Source organism: Aromatoleum toluclasticum ATCC 700605, assembly GCF_000378245.1.
Lineage (GTDB): Bacteria > Pseudomonadota > Gammaproteobacteria > Burkholderiales > Rhodocyclaceae > Aromatoleum > Aromatoleum toluclasticum.
The window spans coordinates 67041-81682 of the sequence record NZ_KB899511.1 but is presented as its reverse complement, the minus strand read 5'-3'; the positions used below and the strand labels follow the sequence as shown (position 1 = coordinate 81682).

The 14642-nt window shown below is 66.8% G+C and carries 17 protein-coding genes; 9 read left to right on the top strand and 8 right to left on the bottom strand.

The features are described from left to right. The first annotated feature begins 219 nt into the window (after positions 1 to 219). Complete coding sequence (locus F464_RS0124615; protein WP_018992522.1) at positions 220 to 1146, top strand: CobD/CbiB family protein; 927 nt, start codon at positions 220 to 222, stop codon at positions 1144 to 1146. Positions 1147 to 1165: 19 nt separating this feature from the next. Beyond that, on the top strand, positions 1166 to 2347 hold the full coding sequence (locus tag F464_RS0124610) for an acetyl-CoA C-acyltransferase family protein (protein WP_018992521.1): 1182 nt from the start codon (positions 1166 to 1168) through the stop codon (positions 2345 to 2347). Between the two features lie 70 nt (positions 2348 to 2417). On the opposite strand, the gene rsgA is transcribed toward F464_RS0124610, so the two are convergent. Continuing rightward, positions 2418 to 3350, bottom strand: coding sequence for a ribosome small subunit-dependent GTPase A (gene rsgA / locus F464_RS0124605; protein ID WP_018992520.1), 933 nt, complete (start codon positions 3348 to 3350; stop codon positions 2418 to 2420). Positions 3351 to 3363: 13 nt separating this feature from the next. Continuing rightward, a complete protein-coding gene (locus F464_RS0124600; protein WP_018992519.1) occupies positions 3364 to 4620 on the bottom strand; it encodes a M48 family metallopeptidase in 1257 nt (418 codons plus the stop codon). Between the two features lie 86 nt (positions 4621 to 4706). Between F464_RS0124600 and orn the strand changes: the two genes are divergently transcribed. Continuing rightward, on the top strand, positions 4707 to 5258 hold the full coding sequence (gene orn, locus F464_RS0124595; RefSeq protein ID WP_018992518.1) for an oligoribonuclease: 552 nt from the start codon (positions 4707 to 4709) through the stop codon (positions 5256 to 5258). A gap of 60 nt (positions 5259 to 5318) precedes the next feature. On the opposite strand, the gene F464_RS0124590 is transcribed toward orn, so the two are convergent. Together F464_RS0124590 and rpmE are read right to left on the bottom strand one after the other, a co-directional pair. Next, entirely contained in the window at positions 5319 to 6956 is a 1638-nt protein-coding gene (locus tag F464_RS0124590; protein WP_018992517.1) for an ArnT family glycosyltransferase, read from the bottom strand. Positions 6957 to 7099: 143 nt separating this feature from the next. After that, entirely contained in the window at positions 7100 to 7318 is a 219-nt protein-coding gene (rpmE, locus tag F464_RS0124585; protein ID WP_018992516.1) for a 50S ribosomal protein L31, read from the bottom strand. Positions 7319 to 7524: 206 nt separating this feature from the next. Between rpmE and F464_RS0124580 the strand changes: the two genes are divergently transcribed. From F464_RS0124580 to F464_RS0124560, 5 genes are all read left to right on the top strand, one after another. Further along, complete coding sequence (locus tag F464_RS0124580; RefSeq protein ID WP_018992515.1) at positions 7525 to 8511, top strand: tRNA dihydrouridine synthase; 987 nt, start codon at positions 7525 to 7527, stop codon at positions 8509 to 8511. A gap of 14 nt (positions 8512 to 8525) precedes the next feature. Further along, a complete protein-coding gene (gene trmB / locus F464_RS0124575) occupies positions 8526 to 9230 on the top strand; it encodes a tRNA (guanine(46)-N(7))-methyltransferase TrmB (protein WP_018992514.1) in 705 nt (234 codons plus the stop codon). A gap of 21 nt (positions 9231 to 9251) precedes the next feature. Then, complete coding sequence (locus F464_RS0124570) at positions 9252 to 9977, top strand: UPF0149 family protein (RefSeq protein ID WP_018992513.1); 726 nt, start codon at positions 9252 to 9254, stop codon at positions 9975 to 9977. A 28-nt stretch (positions 9978 to 10005) separates the two neighbouring features. Next, positions 10006 to 10335: a YkgJ family cysteine cluster protein gene (locus F464_RS0124565; RefSeq protein ID WP_026296295.1), complete on the top strand. Its 330-nt coding sequence runs from the start codon at positions 10006 to 10008 to the stop codon at positions 10333 to 10335. 91 nt (positions 10336 to 10426) lie between these two features. Continuing rightward, positions 10427 to 10789 (top strand): YkgJ family cysteine cluster protein, encoded by a 363-nt coding sequence (locus tag F464_RS0124560; RefSeq protein ID WP_018992511.1) that lies wholly within the window; start codon positions 10427 to 10429, stop codon positions 10787 to 10789. On the opposite strand, the gene F464_RS0124555 is transcribed toward F464_RS0124560, so the two are convergent. After that, positions 10790 to 11653 (bottom strand): ATP adenylyltransferase family protein, encoded by an 864-nt coding sequence (locus tag F464_RS0124555; RefSeq protein ID WP_018992510.1) that lies wholly within the window; start codon positions 11651 to 11653, stop codon positions 10790 to 10792. It lies immediately after the preceding gene. A gap of 106 nt (positions 11654 to 11759) precedes the next feature. Here F464_RS0124555 and F464_RS0124550 point away from each other — a divergent pair, with 106 nt between their 5' ends. Then, entirely contained in the window at positions 11760 to 11978 is a 219-nt protein-coding gene (locus tag F464_RS0124550) for an RNA-binding S4 domain-containing protein (RefSeq protein WP_018992509.1), read from the top strand. Positions 11979 to 12011: 33 nt separating this feature from the next. On the opposite strand, the gene F464_RS0124545 is transcribed toward F464_RS0124550, so the two are convergent. The 3 genes from F464_RS0124545 to F464_RS0124535 form a co-directional block, all read right to left on the bottom strand. Beyond that, entirely contained in the window at positions 12012 to 13733 is a 1722-nt protein-coding gene (locus tag F464_RS0124545; protein WP_018992508.1) for a potassium channel protein, read from the bottom strand. A gap of 14 nt (positions 13734 to 13747) precedes the next feature. After that, the gene (locus F464_RS0124540; RefSeq protein WP_018992507.1) at positions 13748 to 14131 is read right to left on the bottom strand and encodes a DUF6394 family protein; all 384 of its coding nucleotides are present in this window, start codon (positions 14129 to 14131) and stop codon (positions 13748 to 13750) included. A gap of 108 nt (positions 14132 to 14239) precedes the next feature. Then, the gene (locus F464_RS0124535; protein ID WP_026296294.1) at positions 14240 to 14629 is read right to left on the bottom strand and encodes a YchJ family protein; all 390 of its coding nucleotides are present in this window, start codon (positions 14627 to 14629) and stop codon (positions 14240 to 14242) included. Positions 14630 to 14642 lie beyond the last annotated feature (13 nt).

The following is a 14642-nucleotide window of genomic DNA, read 5'->3' as shown; positions in this document are numbered from 1 at the left end:
GCCCCGTTTACAGCAGTCTAGGGAGCTCCTCCGGGACGATAAACCGGCACCGGTGGCATGCACTGTTCGGAAAACCGCAACAATCGTGCCTGCGCTGTTGTCCAGAGCGTCGTTCCGATTTCGCGGGCACACTTTCCGCATTGCACAATCGTGCCGCGCTTTTATGGTATCGTGGCCAGATATCACGGGCCCGGACCCCTTTCCTCAATCGCACTACGAATGACGCTTCTTTCGCTGATTGTTGCGCTGCTGCTCGAGCAGGTACGGCCGTTGCCGGTGCGGCAAATCGTTCTGGATCCGCTTCATCGCCTGTCGGGCATCCTCGTCGAACGCTTCAACGACGGCCAGGCTCGCAATGGCGTGGTTGCGTGGCTGCTGCCCGTCGTCTCGGTGGCCGCGGGCGGCGCTCTTGCCTTCTTCCTGTTGTGGCTCGTCCATCCGCTGCTGGCGGTGGTCTTCAACATCGCGGTGCTCTATCTGACGATGGGTTTCCGCCAGGAAAGCCATTTCTTCACGGACATCCATCTCGCACTGCGCATGGGCGAACTTGATCGTGCGCGCTCGCTGCTGGGCGAATGGCGCGGCGGCCAGTATGTCGGCGCGAGCTCCTGCGAGGTCGCGCGGCTGGCGATCGAGGAGGGGCTCGTCGCCGCCCACCGCAACGTGTTCGGCGTGATCTTCTGGTTCATCGTCCTGCCGGGACCCAGCGGCGCCCTTCTGTACCGTCTTGCGCGCTTCCTCGGGGAGGAGTGGGGCGGGCGCAACGATGCCGAGTTCGGGCAGTTCGGGCGCTTCGCCCGCAAGGCTTTCGAACTGATCGACTGGCTGCCCGCGCGCCTGACCGCAGCGTCGTTCTCGATCGTGGGCGATTTCGAGGACGCAGTTTTCTGCTGGCGCACGCAGGCGATGCTCTGGGCTGACAGGGCGTCCGGTATACTCATCGCGGCAGGTGCGGGTGCGCTCGGTGTGCGCCTCGGCATGCCAGTCCATGAATCCGGCGAGATTGTCGAACGACCGGAAATGGGCGTCGGGGAAGAGGCCGACGCCGACTACATGCAGAGCACAGTGGGCCTGATCTGGCGCGCACTGGTGCTCTGTTTGCTGATGCTGGCCCTGCTGGTGATTGCCGGCTGGGTTGGTGCCTAACATCCAGGAGGGAGCACTGATGGCGAATCGTGAAGTTGTGGTTTTGAGCGCAGTCCGTTCGGCGGTGGGTGGTTTCGGCGGCTCGCTGAAGGATATGGAGCCGGCCGAACTGGGCGGTGTGGTCGTCAAGGAAGCGATCGCCCGTGCCGGAGTGGACCCGAAGCAGGTGACCTTTGCCACCGTCGGCAACTGCATCCCGACGGAGTCGCGCTATCCCTACGTCGCGCGTGTCGCGACGATCCAGGGTGGCATGTCGATGGATTCGGTGGCCTTCGCGGTCAATCGCCTGTGCGGCTCGGCGCAGCAGGCCATCGTCAACTCGGCCCAGGCGATCATGCTGGGTGATGCGGACTTCGCCATCGGCGGCGGCGTCGAAGTGATGTCGCGCGGCGCCTACCTGCTGCCGGCACTGCGCAACGGCGCCCGCATGGGCGACGCCAAGGCCATCGACGCGATGGTCGCGGTGCTGACCGACCCGTTCGGCGTCGGCCATATGGGTATCACCGCCGAGAACCTGACCTCCAAGTGGAGCATCAGCCGCGAGGAACAGGACGCCTTCGCGCTCGAGTCGCAGAACCGCGCTGCCGCTGCGATCGCCGACGGCCGCTTCAAGAGCCAGATCGTTCCGATCACCTTCGAAACCCGCAAGGGCCCGGTCGTGTTCGATACCGACGAGCATCCGCGCATGACCACCATGGAAGCGCTGGGCAAGATGAAGCCCGCCTTCAAGAAGGACGGTTCCGTCACCGCAGGCAACGCTTCGGGTATCAATGACGCTGCGGCCTTCCTCGTGCTGGCTGACGCTGCCAAGGCGGCTGCCGGTGGTCACAAGCCCATCGCGCGTCTGGTCGCTTACGCGATCGCAGGCGTGCCGAACGATCTCATGGGCGAAGGCCCGATCCCGGCGTCGAAGCTCGCGCTGCAGCGCGCCGGCCTGTCGCTGGACAAGATCGACGTGGTCGAATCGAACGAAGCCTTCGCGGCGCAGTCGATCGCGGTGAACAAGGGGCTTGAACTCGATCCGAAGAAGACCAACCCGAACGGCGGTGCGATCGCGCTGGGTCACCCTGTCGGCGCGACTGGCGGCGTGATCATCACCAAGCTGCTGCACGAGCTGATCCGCGTCAACGGCCGCTATGGCATGGCGACGATGTGCATCGGCGGCGGCCAGGGCATCACGACGATCTGGGAACGCATCTGATCGATCCGGTATCCCGGCATGAAAAAACCCGCTTCGGCGGGTTTTTTTTCGATCCTGCCCGGGGCTGGGCCTACCAGCCCTGCGACTGCCGCTTCGCCTGGCGGATCTCGTCGCGGATCTGGAGGAAGTGGCCGAAGCGGCGCGCATCGATTGCGCCGGAGTCGACCGCCGAATGCAAGGCGCAGCCCGGTTCCGCCTCGTGCTGGCAATCGCGGAAGCGGCACTTGCCGAGGTGGTCGTGGAATTCGACGAAGCTCGCGGCGAGTTCGTCGGGCGTGAGGTGGGCGAGGCCGAAGGCCTGTAGTCCCGGGCTGTCTATCAGCCAACCGCCGTCGAGCGGATAGAGCCGGGCGAAGGTGGTGGTGTGCTTGCCGCTGTTGAGCGCTTCGGAGATCTCGCGTGTCGCTGCGCGGGCTTCCGGAATCAGGGCGTTGGTGAGCGTCGATTTGCCCATCCCCGACTGGCCGACGAAGATGCTGCGTTGGCCGGCGAGATACGGTCGCAGGCTGTCGGCGCCGGCGCGTGCGCTCATTTCGACGACCTCGTAGCCGAGCCGTTCGAAGGGGGCCAGCATGCGGCGGGCCGCGGGCAGGGGGCCGGCGAGGTCGGCCTTGTTGAGAACGATCAGGGTCTTGAGGTGCTGGCTTTCGGCCGCAGCGATGCAGCGCGAGATCAGCAGGTCCGAGAACCCGGGCTCGGTCGCCGTCACCAGCACGACCTGGCTGAGGTTTGCGGCGATGAGCTTTTCGCGGAAAGCGTCCGAACGCCACAGCAGGTTCCGGCGCGGCTTGAGCGCCGTGATGACGCCCTGGTCGCTGCCGCTGGCTTCGATCTCGACTTCGTCTCCGCACGCGAAGGTGCTTTTCTTGCCCCGCGGGTAGCACTTTAGCCGGCTTTCATCCTGCCCGGCCTGTCCCGCGACGATGACCTCGTAATGGCGGCCGAAGGCGGCGATGATCACGCCTTCATGTGTCGTGCCGCGGTTCTGGTGGGGCTTGCTCACGAAATGTCTGGTCTCAGCTGGCGGAGCGCAGGCGTGCCACACGCAGCGCGGCCGGCGGGTGGGAGTCGAAGAAGCTCGAGTACAGCGGATCGGGCGTGAGTGTCGAGGCGTTGTCCCGGTAGAGCTTGACGAGTGCCTGTGCAAGATCGGCGGCACGCGTCTGCCGCGCGGCGTAAGCGTCGGCCTCGAATTCATGCACCCGCGACCAGTAGCTCATCAGCGGGGCGGCCGGGAAGGTGAAACACGGCAGGGCCAATGCGTACAGGGCCAGTGCGACGGCGGTGCCGGCCGACGCGGGGGAGACGCCCAATCCGGCGAAGAACCACGCCTGCCCCATCAGCCAGCCGAGCAGCCACAACAGGCCGAGGCTCGCCGCGGAGATGACCGAGAGGCGCTTCCAGATGTGGCGGTGGTGGAAATGGCCGAGTTCGTGCGCCAGCACCGCCTCGACTTCCTCGGGCCGGAGCTTTTCCAACAGGGTGTCGAAGAAGACGATGCGCTTGGCGGCGCCGAAGCCGGTGAAGTAGGCATTGCCGTGCGCCGAGCGGCGCGAGCCGTCCATCACGAAAAGGCCGCGGGAGCGAAAGCCGCAGCGCGCCAGCAGGGCCTCCACGCGTGCCTTCAAGGCTTCGTCGGCGAGCGGCGTGAATTTATTGAACAATGGCGCGATGAAGGTCGGCCAGATGAAGAGCGCCAGCAGGTTGAACGCGAGCCAGAAGAGCCACACCCACAGCCACCAGCGCTCGCCCATGGCGCCCATCAGCCACAGCACTGCGGCGAGGACGGGAAGGCCGATCAGCGCGGCAAGCATCGCCTCGCGGGCGAGGTCGGCCAGGTACAGGCCGGGGGTCATGCGGTTGAAGCCGAAGCGCTTTTCGATGCCGAAAGTGCGGTAGAGCGCGAACGGGAGCTCGATGGCCCAGCCGGCGATGCCGAGCGCTGCGAGCAGGGCGACACCGTGTGCGAGCGATCCGGTCGCGAAGGTTCCGGCGAGCAGGTCGTGGATGGCCTGCAGGCCGCCGCCGAGCGTGAGGGCAAGCACGTAGGCGGTGCCGATTGCGGCATCGATGGTGCCGAGCTGCATCCGCGCGACGGTGTAGTCCGCCGCCTTGCGATGCGATTCGAGGCTGATCGATTCGGCAAACGGGGGCGGCACGGCTTCCCGGTGCGCGCGCACGTGCCCGATCTGGCGCTTCATGAGCACGAGCCTGGCGAACAGGGTCAGTGCGGCGGCGGCGAGGAACAGGGACGAGAAGGTTTCCGGGGACATGCGGGCGAGTGGGGTGGCAGACGAGTGGGCGGGCGGCGCGGCATCTATGCCACAATCGCGCCTTTGCTCAAGCGGGGCGGACGATTATGGCACAGGATCAGAATCACCTCATCTGGCTGGACATGGAGATGACCGGCCTCGAGCCCGATACCGATCGCATCATCGAGATCGCGGTCGTGATTACCGATTCGCAGCTCAACACCGTTGCGGAAGCGCCGGTGATTGCCGTCCATCAGCCCGACGGCGTGCTCGACCGGATGGATCAGTGGAACCGCGACACGCACGGCAAGTCCGGCCTGACCGACCGCGTCAAGGCGTCGACGATCGGCGAGGCGGATGCCGAGGCGCAGATGCTCGCCTTCCTGCAGCAGTATGTGCCGGCGCGCACCTCGCCGATGTGCGGCAACTCGGTGTGTCAGGATCGCCGCTTCATGGCGCGCTACATGCCGCAGCTCGAGGCGTGGTTCCACTACCGCAATCTCGACGTATCGACGCTGAAGGAGCTCGCGCGCCGGTGGCGTCCGGAGGTCTACAAGGGCGTTGCCAAGAAGGGCAAGCACGAGGCGTTGTCGGACATCTACGAATCGATCGGCGAATTGCGGCACTATCGCGACAACTTTCTGCGCCTCGAAGGCTGAGCCGCTTCCCGCATCCGCGCCTCCGGTGCCGGCGCACGGCATCGCGGGTGCGGCCCGGGCTCAGTCGCGCCGGTACAGGCGGAAGATTTCCAGCTGTCGTCCCCCGCCGCGGCGGAATTCCCAGATCTGCTGCCATTCCCGCTCGAGCTTCTGGGTGCTGCCGCGATCGTCGACGACCAACAGGAATCCGCACTGCGTCTCGTTGTTGACGACCTTCTCGGGGCGAATCCCGGCGAAGTAGTGGAAGGAGGTGCGCTGGCTGGTGGACAGGCCCAACATCGCGACGCAGTCCTCGCGTTCGCCGGCCAGTGCGATCTTCAGTGACATGGCGGCAGGACGATAGCTGCGGTCATGGTCGAACCAGGGCTTGAGCAGCGCGATCGTAAGGCACCACAGCATTGTCATCCCGAGCGCCCAGTTTGCCGGCGCGCGGTTCGGCGAGCGCGGCAGCCACCATGCCAGCCCTACCCACGCCGCGGAGATGACGATGCCGGTGAGGGCCGATATCTCCGGCGCACGCAGCGCGAAATCGGGCGCGAGGCGCACGAGGTGACGCGCGAGGCCGGGCGGCCACAGGAAGACCTGCGCCGTCCAGGCGGTCCACACGAGCAGCGCGAAGACGCCGAAGGTCATGATCCCGAACCAGTCGAATGCGTTCGCCGCACCGCGCCGTAGGGTCGGTGTGCCGGAGGCCGCGAGTAGCGCGAGCGGCGGCACGACAGGCAGCATCGAGACCGGGTTCACGCTGCCGTGCAGGATGATCCAGGCAAGTGCGAGCACGAGGGCCGCGATCGGCAGCAGGGAGGACGTGTGCAGTAGGTGCCGGCGCGTACGCCACAGCGACCACAGGGCGATCGGCCACAGCGGCCAGGCGAACCAGCCGAGGACTTCGACGAGTCGCGTGAAGTCGTTGCCGCTCATCGCTTCGGCCCACAGGTCGTGCCATTCGGTGCGCCACCACAGCGCGAGCAGGTCGGGGGACTGGTAATGCAGCACCAGCGGCCATAGTGCCGACGCGCCGATCGCGAGGCTCAGGCCGATGATCAGTCCGCTGCTCGCACGCGGGTTGCGGCATTCGGGGCTGCAGGCGATGACGACGAGGAAGAGCGGCAGCGTGAGCATGATCCCCGGCAGGCCGCCGGCGAGGAAGGCGAGGGCGGCGCCGAGGCCGGCCTGGACGCCGCCGAGCGCCGGGCGGGTCGGCATGTGCGAGAGACCCGCCAGAGTGAGTGCCTGCATCGCAATCAGCGCGATCATCGGCTGCGTTTCATGCGCGTGCAGCACCAGGCCCAGCGTACCGAGGGTCAGCAGCGCCGCGGGGGTGCGGGTCTCACGGCCGTAAAGGCGGGATGCCGCGCGTGCGATCCAGAAGATCGCCAGGGCGGTGAACAGCGTCGTCGCCAGCCGGGCACCGTCGTGCAGGGGCAGGAACGGGGCGAGCAGGCGCGCGAACGCGGCGCCGGTCCAGTAGTAGAGCGGCGGGAAATCCGTTTCGGGCTGGCCGGCGATCGCGGGGAACAGCAGGTGGTTTCCCTGCAGCATTTCCAGGATCGGGCCGAAGTGGCGTGCGTCGTCGCCGCGCCAGGGATCGTGGCCGGTCAGTCCGGTGAGCAGGTACAGGGCGATGAGTAGCGCAAGGCCGGTCGCACCGTACAGATGCCGTCGGATGGTCGAGATCCGGAAGGATTCTCCAGTCATGTCATGTTGCGCCATCCGTCATTATGCGGAGGCGTCCGAACGTCGGGTGCGGAATTCTAGCCGGAGCGGGAAGCTGTGCCGTGTTTCGGGGAACAAAAAAGGCAGCCGAGGCTGCCTTTTTCGTCGTGACCGGAAACCGGGGTTCAGCCAAGACGCTGAACGCTGCCGTATTTCTGGCGGAAACGCTCGACGCGACCGGCGGTGTCGACGATCTTCTGCTTGCCGGTGTAGAACGGGTGGCAGGCGGAACACACTTCGACGTGCAGCACGGGCTTGGCCATCGTCGAGCGGGTTTCAAAGGAGTTGCCGCAGGAGCAGGTGACCTGAACGGCGTTGTAATTCGGGTGGATATCCGCTTTCATGGCGATTCCTTGAACAAGCGGGCGGTGAATGTGGCCGCCCTGACAACTGGTGGAAACCGGGAATTATCCTCGATTGGTCGCCATAAGGCAAGCGAGGAAAAGTGCCCGGGCGGGGACGCCGGTGCCGGCGGCGGGCGGGCGTCGTCGCCATGTTCGCCCGGATCGCCGATGGGCTTACAATACCGCCCTTTTTTCAGGGAGTTGGTGTGCGTCTGCTGCTCGCGCCGATGGAAGGTCTGCTCGACGCCGATTTGCGCGACGTGCTCACCCGCGCCTGTCCCTACGACTGGGCCGTGAGCGAATTCGTGCGCGTGTCCGGCACGCTCCTGCCACACCGCTGCTACCGGCGCGTCAGCCCCGAGCTGCTGTCAGGCGGGCGGACCGCGGCCGCCGTGCCGGTACGCCTGCAACTGCTGGGCTCGGACCCCTCCTGCCTTGCGGACAATGCGGCGAATCTGGTCGAACTCGCGCCTCCGGGCGTCGACCTCAATTTCGGCTGTCCGGCCCCGACGGTGAACCGCCATCGCGGCGGAGCGGTACTGCTCGACGAGCCCGAACTCCTGTATCGCATCGCGGCGGCCGTGCGAGCTGCGGTGCCGGCGGGAACGCCGTTTACGGCGAAGATGCGGCTGGGCGTCGCCGATACCTCGAAGGCGGTCGAGTGCGCCCAGGCGCTCGCCGCCGGGGGCGTGGAGGGCTTGGTCGTGCATGCGCGTACCAAACTCGACGGTTACCGTCCGCCCGCGCACTGGGTGTGGGTCGCGCGCATCGCGGAGGCGGTGGATATTCCCGTGGCCGCCAACGGCGAAGTGTGGTCCGAGGCGGACTGGCGGCGCTGCCGCGCCGAGAGCGGGGTTGCCGACGTGATGCTGGGGCGCGGGGCGGTTGCCGATCCCTTCCTCGCGCGACGCTTGCGTGCGCATGGTGGTGCAGGCGATTGCGCCATCGACCGCGACGCGGAGTGGGCAGAATTGCAGCCGCTGCTCGCCCTCTACTGGCGACGGGCCCACGAAAGGCTGCGGGCGCCGCATTCGCCGGGCCGCCTCAAGCAGTGGCTGAACCTGCTGCGCCGCAATTACCCGCAGGCCGAACACCTGTTCCGCGACGTACGTGCGGTGCGCCGGCCTACCGAGATCGATGCCGCCCTCGTGCGCCACGGCATTGCCGCCGCAACGCTGCCGCTGGCAGCCTGAACCGGACGAATCCGATGAGTTACGCGAACTCGCGCATCCCCGAGAGCGCCCAGACGGGCGTGCATGAGCAGTTGGTGCGGCGCGTGCAGCGCCACCTCGCCGAACCCTTCCGCAAACCCTGCCTGGACTACAACCGTGCCGCGTTCGAGGCCAGCCTTGCCGGCTGGGACCGCAGCGCACCGCTGATCCTCGACGCCGGTTGCGGCGTCGGCCACAGCACGATCCAGCTTGCCCGCGCCTTTCCCGATCATTGGGTGATCGGCGTCGACCAGTCCGAGGATCGCCTCAAGCGCCGCAAGCCCTATCCGGATGCGCTGCTGCCGAAGAACATGGTGTTCGTGCGCGCCGATCTGGTCGATTACTGGCGCTTGTTGAGCGAATCCGGCCTGCACCTTGCCCGTCACTACATCCTTTATCCGAACCCTTGGCCCAAGATCGGCCACCTTGCGCGCCGCTGGCACGCCCATCCGGTCTTCCCTTTCATTCCGCGGCTCGGCGGTGTGCTCGAGTGCCGCACGAACTGGGACGTCTATATCGAGGAATTCGCGTGTGCGCTCGGGTTGGTGATCGGCCGCGAAGTCGCCTGGGAGGCCTTCGAGGCGCCCGCGCCGCTGACGCCGTTCGAGCGCAAGTACCGCGATTCCGGCCAGACGCTGTTCCGGCTGGTTTGCGATCTCGACGCGCAGGCTTGCGCGCGGCATGAGGATAGCGCACGCTGAAAAGCATTCCGGAGACAAATGATGACGAACGAAACCGCTGCAAGCCCCGATATCGATAACCCCCACCTGCTCGACGACGAGGAATTCGAGGCGCTCGAAGAGCTGCTGACTTCGGACGTCGTGCCCGAGGACTGCATGGACCTCGAGATGCTCGACGGCTACCTCGCCGCCGTCCTCGCCTCGCCCGTGCCGATCGGGCCGGAGGAGTGGCTGCCGCCGGTGTGGTCGGCGCACGGGGACGAGATCTCCTTCGGGTCGGGCAGCCAGATGCAGCGTGCGATCCGGCTGGTGCGGCGCTATTACAACGAGCTCGCGACCACCCTGGGAGAACCGGAAGGATGGGAGCCGTTCTGCTACGCGGCGAGCGAGGGCGACACGATCGCGATCGGCGAGGAGTGGGTCGAGGGCTTTGCGCAGGGCCTCGAACTGTGGCCCGAGGATTGGGACGCGGGACTGCCCGGCGAAGCCGCGGAGACCGTGCGCAATGCGCTCGACGACCTGATGGCGCCCTGGGCCTCGGACGACGCCGAACTGGCGGACGAGGATACCCGCCTGGCGTGGCTCGAGCAGGCGGTGAACTGCATCGAGACGGTGCTCGGGCAATGGCGTACGCTCGGAATGGCGGCGCCAGCGCTACTGTCCGTGGAGCAGCCCGCGATGCACACGCCGGCTGCGGTCGGCCGCAACGATCCCTGCCCCTGCGGCAGCGGCAAGAAGTACAAGAAGTGCTGCGGAGCGATCGAGTGAGGCGTTTCGCACGGATGCGGGGTACTGCGTGAGCGACGACCACTGCACCCGTTGTGGAGCCTGTTGTGCCGCTTTCCGCGTCGATTTCCATCGTTCCGAACTGGCCAGTGCGACCCCGGGCGGAGTGCCCGACGCGATGACCGTTCCGGTGACCGGCGAGCTTGTGCGCATGCGCGGCACCGACGAGGCGCTGCCGCGCTGCGTCGCGCTCGCGGGCGAGATCGGCACCCGCGTCGGTTGCTCGATCTATGCCGGGCGGCCGTCACCCTGCCGTGACTTCGCGCCCTATGCGGCGCTCGGTATCTGCGAGGATGCGTGCGACCGCGCGCGGCGGCGCCACGGATTGCCGCCCCTGTGAGGGAGCGGCGGCCCGTCCGTCCCCTTACCTTCAGCTGCCTGAATGCCTTGGGTAGAATCGCGCGGAAATCTGTCCTGACTGCCGACTTGCGATGAGCGATCCGAACCCCTGTCTCGACTGCGGCATGTGCTGCGTGCAGTTCCGCGTGTCGTTTTACTGGGGCGAGGCGGATGACGCGCCGGGCGGTTGCGTGCCCGTGGAACTGACGGAAAAGCTCAATCTTCACCTGCGCTGCATGAACGGGACGAACGAGGTGCCGCGCCGTTGCGTGGCGCTGGAGGGGCGGCCCGGCGGGCGCGTGTCGTGCAAGATCTACGACCGGCGTCCGACGACCTGCCGCGAGTTTCCGTCGCATGAGGCGGACGGCTCGCCGAATCCGAAATGCAACGAGCTGCGCGCGCACATCGGGCTGGCGCCGCTGCAGCCGCGTGCCTCAGCGGGGCTGGCCGGCTGATCAGCGCGGGCGTGCGACGGCCGCGAGCAGTCTGAGCGGGCCGATTGCCCGCACGGTCTCGATCTCTTCGGGGCGCCGCACGAACAGCGAGCCGGCAAAACCCAGCGCATTGACCGAGATGTTCTCGTGGCGCTCGCGGATGCGCGGAATCACCGTCATCCAGTCGCGCGACACGAGGAAATTGTAGGGCGGCATGGGGTCCGACGCGGGGTCGATGCCGAGCGCTTCGCAGCCGTTGCGGAACGCCTGGTGCATGGCCTCGCCAAGCGACATGGCGTCGTCGCATGCGGGCAGGCGCACGAAAGTGTGACGCCAGGGCAGCGCCTCGTGCGTCGCGTGTGCGAAGGGGGGCAGGTCCGCGGGCAGCTGATCGGTGAACAGGCCCAGGCGGGCCGTCTCCTCGGCGTCGGGAATCCACTGCAGGTGCTTGTGGCGCTGGCTGGCGCCCGCTTCGCTGCCGCCGTTGTAGAAGCCGAGTCCGTCGAGCGACGACATCACGGTCGCGAGCGCGATGAAGTCGGCCCGCGTCAACGGCGTCGTCTGCGCCTCGAACTCGCGCGTGACGATCAGCAGGTGACGGTCGATGACGGGAAACTTGTTGAGCACGCCCAGGTGCAGGTCGCCGAGTGGGCCGACGGTCAGTTCCGGGTCGGGCGGGAGAAAGGGATTGAAGTCCGGGTCGCGTTTCACCGCGGCCTCGACACGCGCGGCGTCCTTGTGGGCGAGCGTGGATACCCAGCGCACGGTGAAGCCGATGCCGGAGTCCTGGATCGGGGTCCGTTCGGTGCGGATGGGCAGGAGCGCGCCGGAGTCGGCTGCGCGACTGAGCGTGCGGTCGATCCGCTGCAGCAGGTCGTCGGACATGGTCGTGGCGGCAATAGGACGGCAAACGGTTAGCCGGCAGTGTAGGCTGACGGCTTCGCGTCGATCAATTTGAATTGCGCAGCTAGCGGCTGCGCGGGAGGAATGCATGACGGTTTCGTTTGCCGTGCGCGGCGAATATATCCAGCTCGATCAACTGCTGAAGGCGGCCGGGCTAACCGGCTCCGGCGGCGAGGCCCATGCGGCCGTCGAGGCGGGGCGGGTCACGGTCGATGGCAAGGTGGAATCGCGCAAGCGCGCGAAATTGCGGCCGGGCGCGACGGTGTGTTTCGGCAGCGAAACGGTGGTGCTGGTCCCGTCCGAGTGATTCCCGCGACGACGCGGACCGGCGGTGCCAAGTTCAGCTCGGCTCGTGTCGGGGACGTGAGAGCCGCTCCCAGATCCAGCCGCCGGGAAGGTCGGTGCCCGTGAGGACATAGACCAGCGCATGGTCGTTCGAGATCAGCAGGCCGAACTCCCTCCGGGCTTCCCCCGTGCCCACCAGCAACAGCTCGTCGCCTGGTCGCAGTTGCGTGTCGCCCGCGGGGGTCAGCAGATGGTCGTCGTCCCGCCGCAGCAGGAGGATCTCGCACGCGAGGGCGTCGTCGCGGTTCGATGGTGATTTCAGCAGCGACTGCAGTTCGACCGTCGCACCCTTCATCAGCTTGCGGTACAGCGCAGGGGCCCGGCTGAGGTCGATGCGCTCGCTCCATACTGCCGGGATATCCCAGCCGAACTGTCCGGTCAGGCGCTTGAGCAGCCGGCCGCACCAGTCTTCGTCGTGCCGCTTCATGTCATCGAGGAAGGGCACCAGCAGCGGCGTCGTGAGGATTGCGAGGCATTCGTGCGCGATGATGCGGCTGGGAACGACGTTCACGTCGTAGTTGAAGGCCTCGAACAGCGAATTGTTCGCGAAGTGGTTCTGGCGCAGGATCACGAACAGCGCCGGATTGAGTTCCCGCGCCGTCACCACCGCCGACAGGTTGTCGACGTCGTTGGCGGTGGCCGCGACGATGCCCGCCGCACGGCGTACGCCGGCCGCTTCGAGCGCGTGTGCGCCGGTCCCCTCTCCCTGCACCCAGCGCGCCGACGATGCTGGTGGAGCCGCGTTGCGGTCGATGATCGTGAGCGGGACGCCTTCGCGTTCGAGGACTTGAGCGAGCATGCGCCCGAAGCGGCCGTGTCCGCACAGGACCCATTCGCCGCGGGGCGGGTCGCGTTGGCGTTCCATCGCGGTGCCGGGCACGCCCGTGAGCCATGTCAGCAGGTGCCACGCTGCCGGTGCGTGCAGGGCCAGGGCGAGGTATTCGGCGAATTTCTCGAACGGATTGATGATGTGGCGCGTGCCGAAGGAGGCCATGTTGGCGGCCGTATCGGACGATTCGGCGCGGCACAGGGCGGGAATGCCGGGCGCGAGCAGGCGCGCGGCGATCGCGATCGCGAGGTTTGCGCTGTCATCGTTGGTCAATGCCATCACCCCGATGCAGCTGCGGTGCGTGAGGCCCGCAAAGGTGAGCGTCTCGGGGTTGCGTGCGTCCGCGGACAGAGCGGGGACGTCGGCACGGTAGCCGTGCAGTTCGATCTCGCCGACCCTGGCTTCGTCCAGCTCCACGACCACGGCGCGGAAGCCGAGGCGGTCGAGCGCGTCACAGATCAGCCGCCCGGTTTCGCCGAATCCGCACACGAGATAGAAGGGCTCGCGCAGGTTGCGCACCGCGCGCATGAAGCTCTGCGTGCGTATCGCCTGCTGCAGGTTGCGGTCGGCGAGCAGGGCGAACACGGTGCCTATCGTGTAGGCCCAGCCGATCACGGACAGGTAGATGCAGACGAGGACCCAAAGCCGCTGCTGGTCGGAGAAGGGGTAGGGGATCTCGCCGAAGCCGATCGTCGTCGCGGTGTAGCTGATGAAGTACAGCGCGTGGAAGAAGCTGATGTGCGCGGGTTTGCCGTCGGCATCCACTCCGGGCGCCAGCGTGAGGCCGAACACCGAGGTCGCGATGATGACGATCAGCACAATGAACGGCGCGCGCAGGCGCCGCATGATCAGGAAGAAGACGCTCTGATGGCGCAGCAGCGGCATCATCGCGGCAGACCCCGCTAACGGCGCTGCATGATCGTTTCGGCGATCAGGATGATCACCGAAACGACGTTTGCGAACAGGGCGCCGCCCGCCAGGGATACGACGCGTGCGACCATCACCGGCGTCATGCCCGTGCCGGCGATGTGCTCGGCATAGCCCCACACCATCGCCGCGGCGATCAGCTGCAGGTCCGCGACCAGGCTGGTCGCGAGGTGGATCGCGCCGATCTGGGTGCGGTCGCCGAGCTTGAGCACCGTCGCGATGAGGTTGACGACGATCGCGACGAACAGCTCGTTGATCTCATGAAGCACGGGATCGTCGAGATCGCCGACGAAGAAGCCGAAGTTGAGGGTCGCCGCGAGGACGATGAAGAAACCGAAGATGACTTTTTCGAGGTTCATGCCGGCCTCGCGACAAGGCGGCGGAAGCGCCCCGGACGGGCGTCCGCTCACGTGAAGGTCATATTGCGGTTCGATTATAGGCGGCGGTGATTCCTCGCGGGTATGGCTTTATTCATGGATTTCGCCGTCCACGTAATACCAGCGGTGCTCCTCGCGCACGAAACGGCTGGTTTCGTGCAGGCGATGGGCTCGCCCGCCCACGCGGTAGCGCGCGACGAACTCGACGATGGCCGTGTTATCCCCGGTCTGCAAGTGCTGGCGCACCTGCAGGCCGATCCATTTCGGTGCCGGCTCTCCGCCGGCGAGATCCAGCGTGGTGGGGCGCGTCGATTGGTGCCAGCTGTCGAGCAGGTAGGTCTCGTTGGACTGCGTGAACGCCGTGTAGCGGCTGCGCATCAGCGCCTCGGCCGATTCCGCCGGCACTTCACCGGCGATCACCGGTGCGCAGCACTCGGCGAAGGGTTTTCCGGATTGGCAGGGGCAGGGGATGGCGAGCATGGCAAGAATGTCC

Coding starts and splice junctions, on each gene's coding strand:
- F464_RS0124615 (WP_018992522.1), top strand. CDS start 220: ATGACGCTTCTTTCGCTGATTGTTGCGCTGCTGCTCGAGCAGGTACGG.
- F464_RS0124610 (WP_018992521.1), top strand. CDS start 1,166: ATGGCGAATCGTGAAGTTGTGGTTTTGAGCGCAGTCCGTTCGGCGGTG.
- F464_RS0124600 (WP_018992519.1), bottom strand. CDS start 4,620: ATGTCCCCGGAAACCTTCTCGTCCCTGTTCCTCGCCGCCGCCGCACTG.
- orn (WP_018992518.1), top strand. CDS start 4,707: ATGGCACAGGATCAGAATCACCTCATCTGGCTGGACATGGAGATGACC.
- F464_RS0124590 (WP_018992517.1), bottom strand. CDS start 6,956: ATGACTGGAGAATCCTTCCGGATCTCGACCATCCGACGGCATCTGTAC.
- rpmE (WP_018992516.1), bottom strand. CDS start 7,318: ATGAAAGCGGATATCCACCCGAATTACAACGCCGTTCAGGTCACCTGC.
- trmB (WP_018992514.1), top strand. CDS start 8,526: ATGAGTTACGCGAACTCGCGCATCCCCGAGAGCGCCCAGACGGGCGTG.
- F464_RS0124570 (WP_018992513.1), top strand. CDS start 9,252: ATGACGAACGAAACCGCTGCAAGCCCCGATATCGATAACCCCCACCTG.
- F464_RS0124560 (WP_018992511.1), top strand. CDS start 10,427: ATGAGCGATCCGAACCCCTGTCTCGACTGCGGCATGTGCTGCGTGCAG.
- F464_RS0124555 (WP_018992510.1), bottom strand. CDS start 11,653: ATGTCCGACGACCTGCTGCAGCGGATCGACCGCACGCTCAGTCGCGCA.
- F464_RS0124550 (WP_018992509.1), top strand. CDS start 11,760: ATGACGGTTTCGTTTGCCGTGCGCGGCGAATATATCCAGCTCGATCAA.
- F464_RS0124545 (WP_018992508.1), bottom strand. CDS start 13,733: ATGATGCCGCTGCTGCGCCATCAGAGCGTCTTCTTCCTGATCATGCGG.
- F464_RS0124540 (WP_018992507.1), bottom strand. CDS start 14,131: ATGAACCTCGAAAAAGTCATCTTCGGTTTCTTCATCGTCCTCGCGGCG.
- F464_RS0124535 (WP_026296294.1), bottom strand. CDS start 14,629: ATGCTCGCCATCCCCTGCCCCTGCCAATCCGGAAAACCCTTCGCCGAG.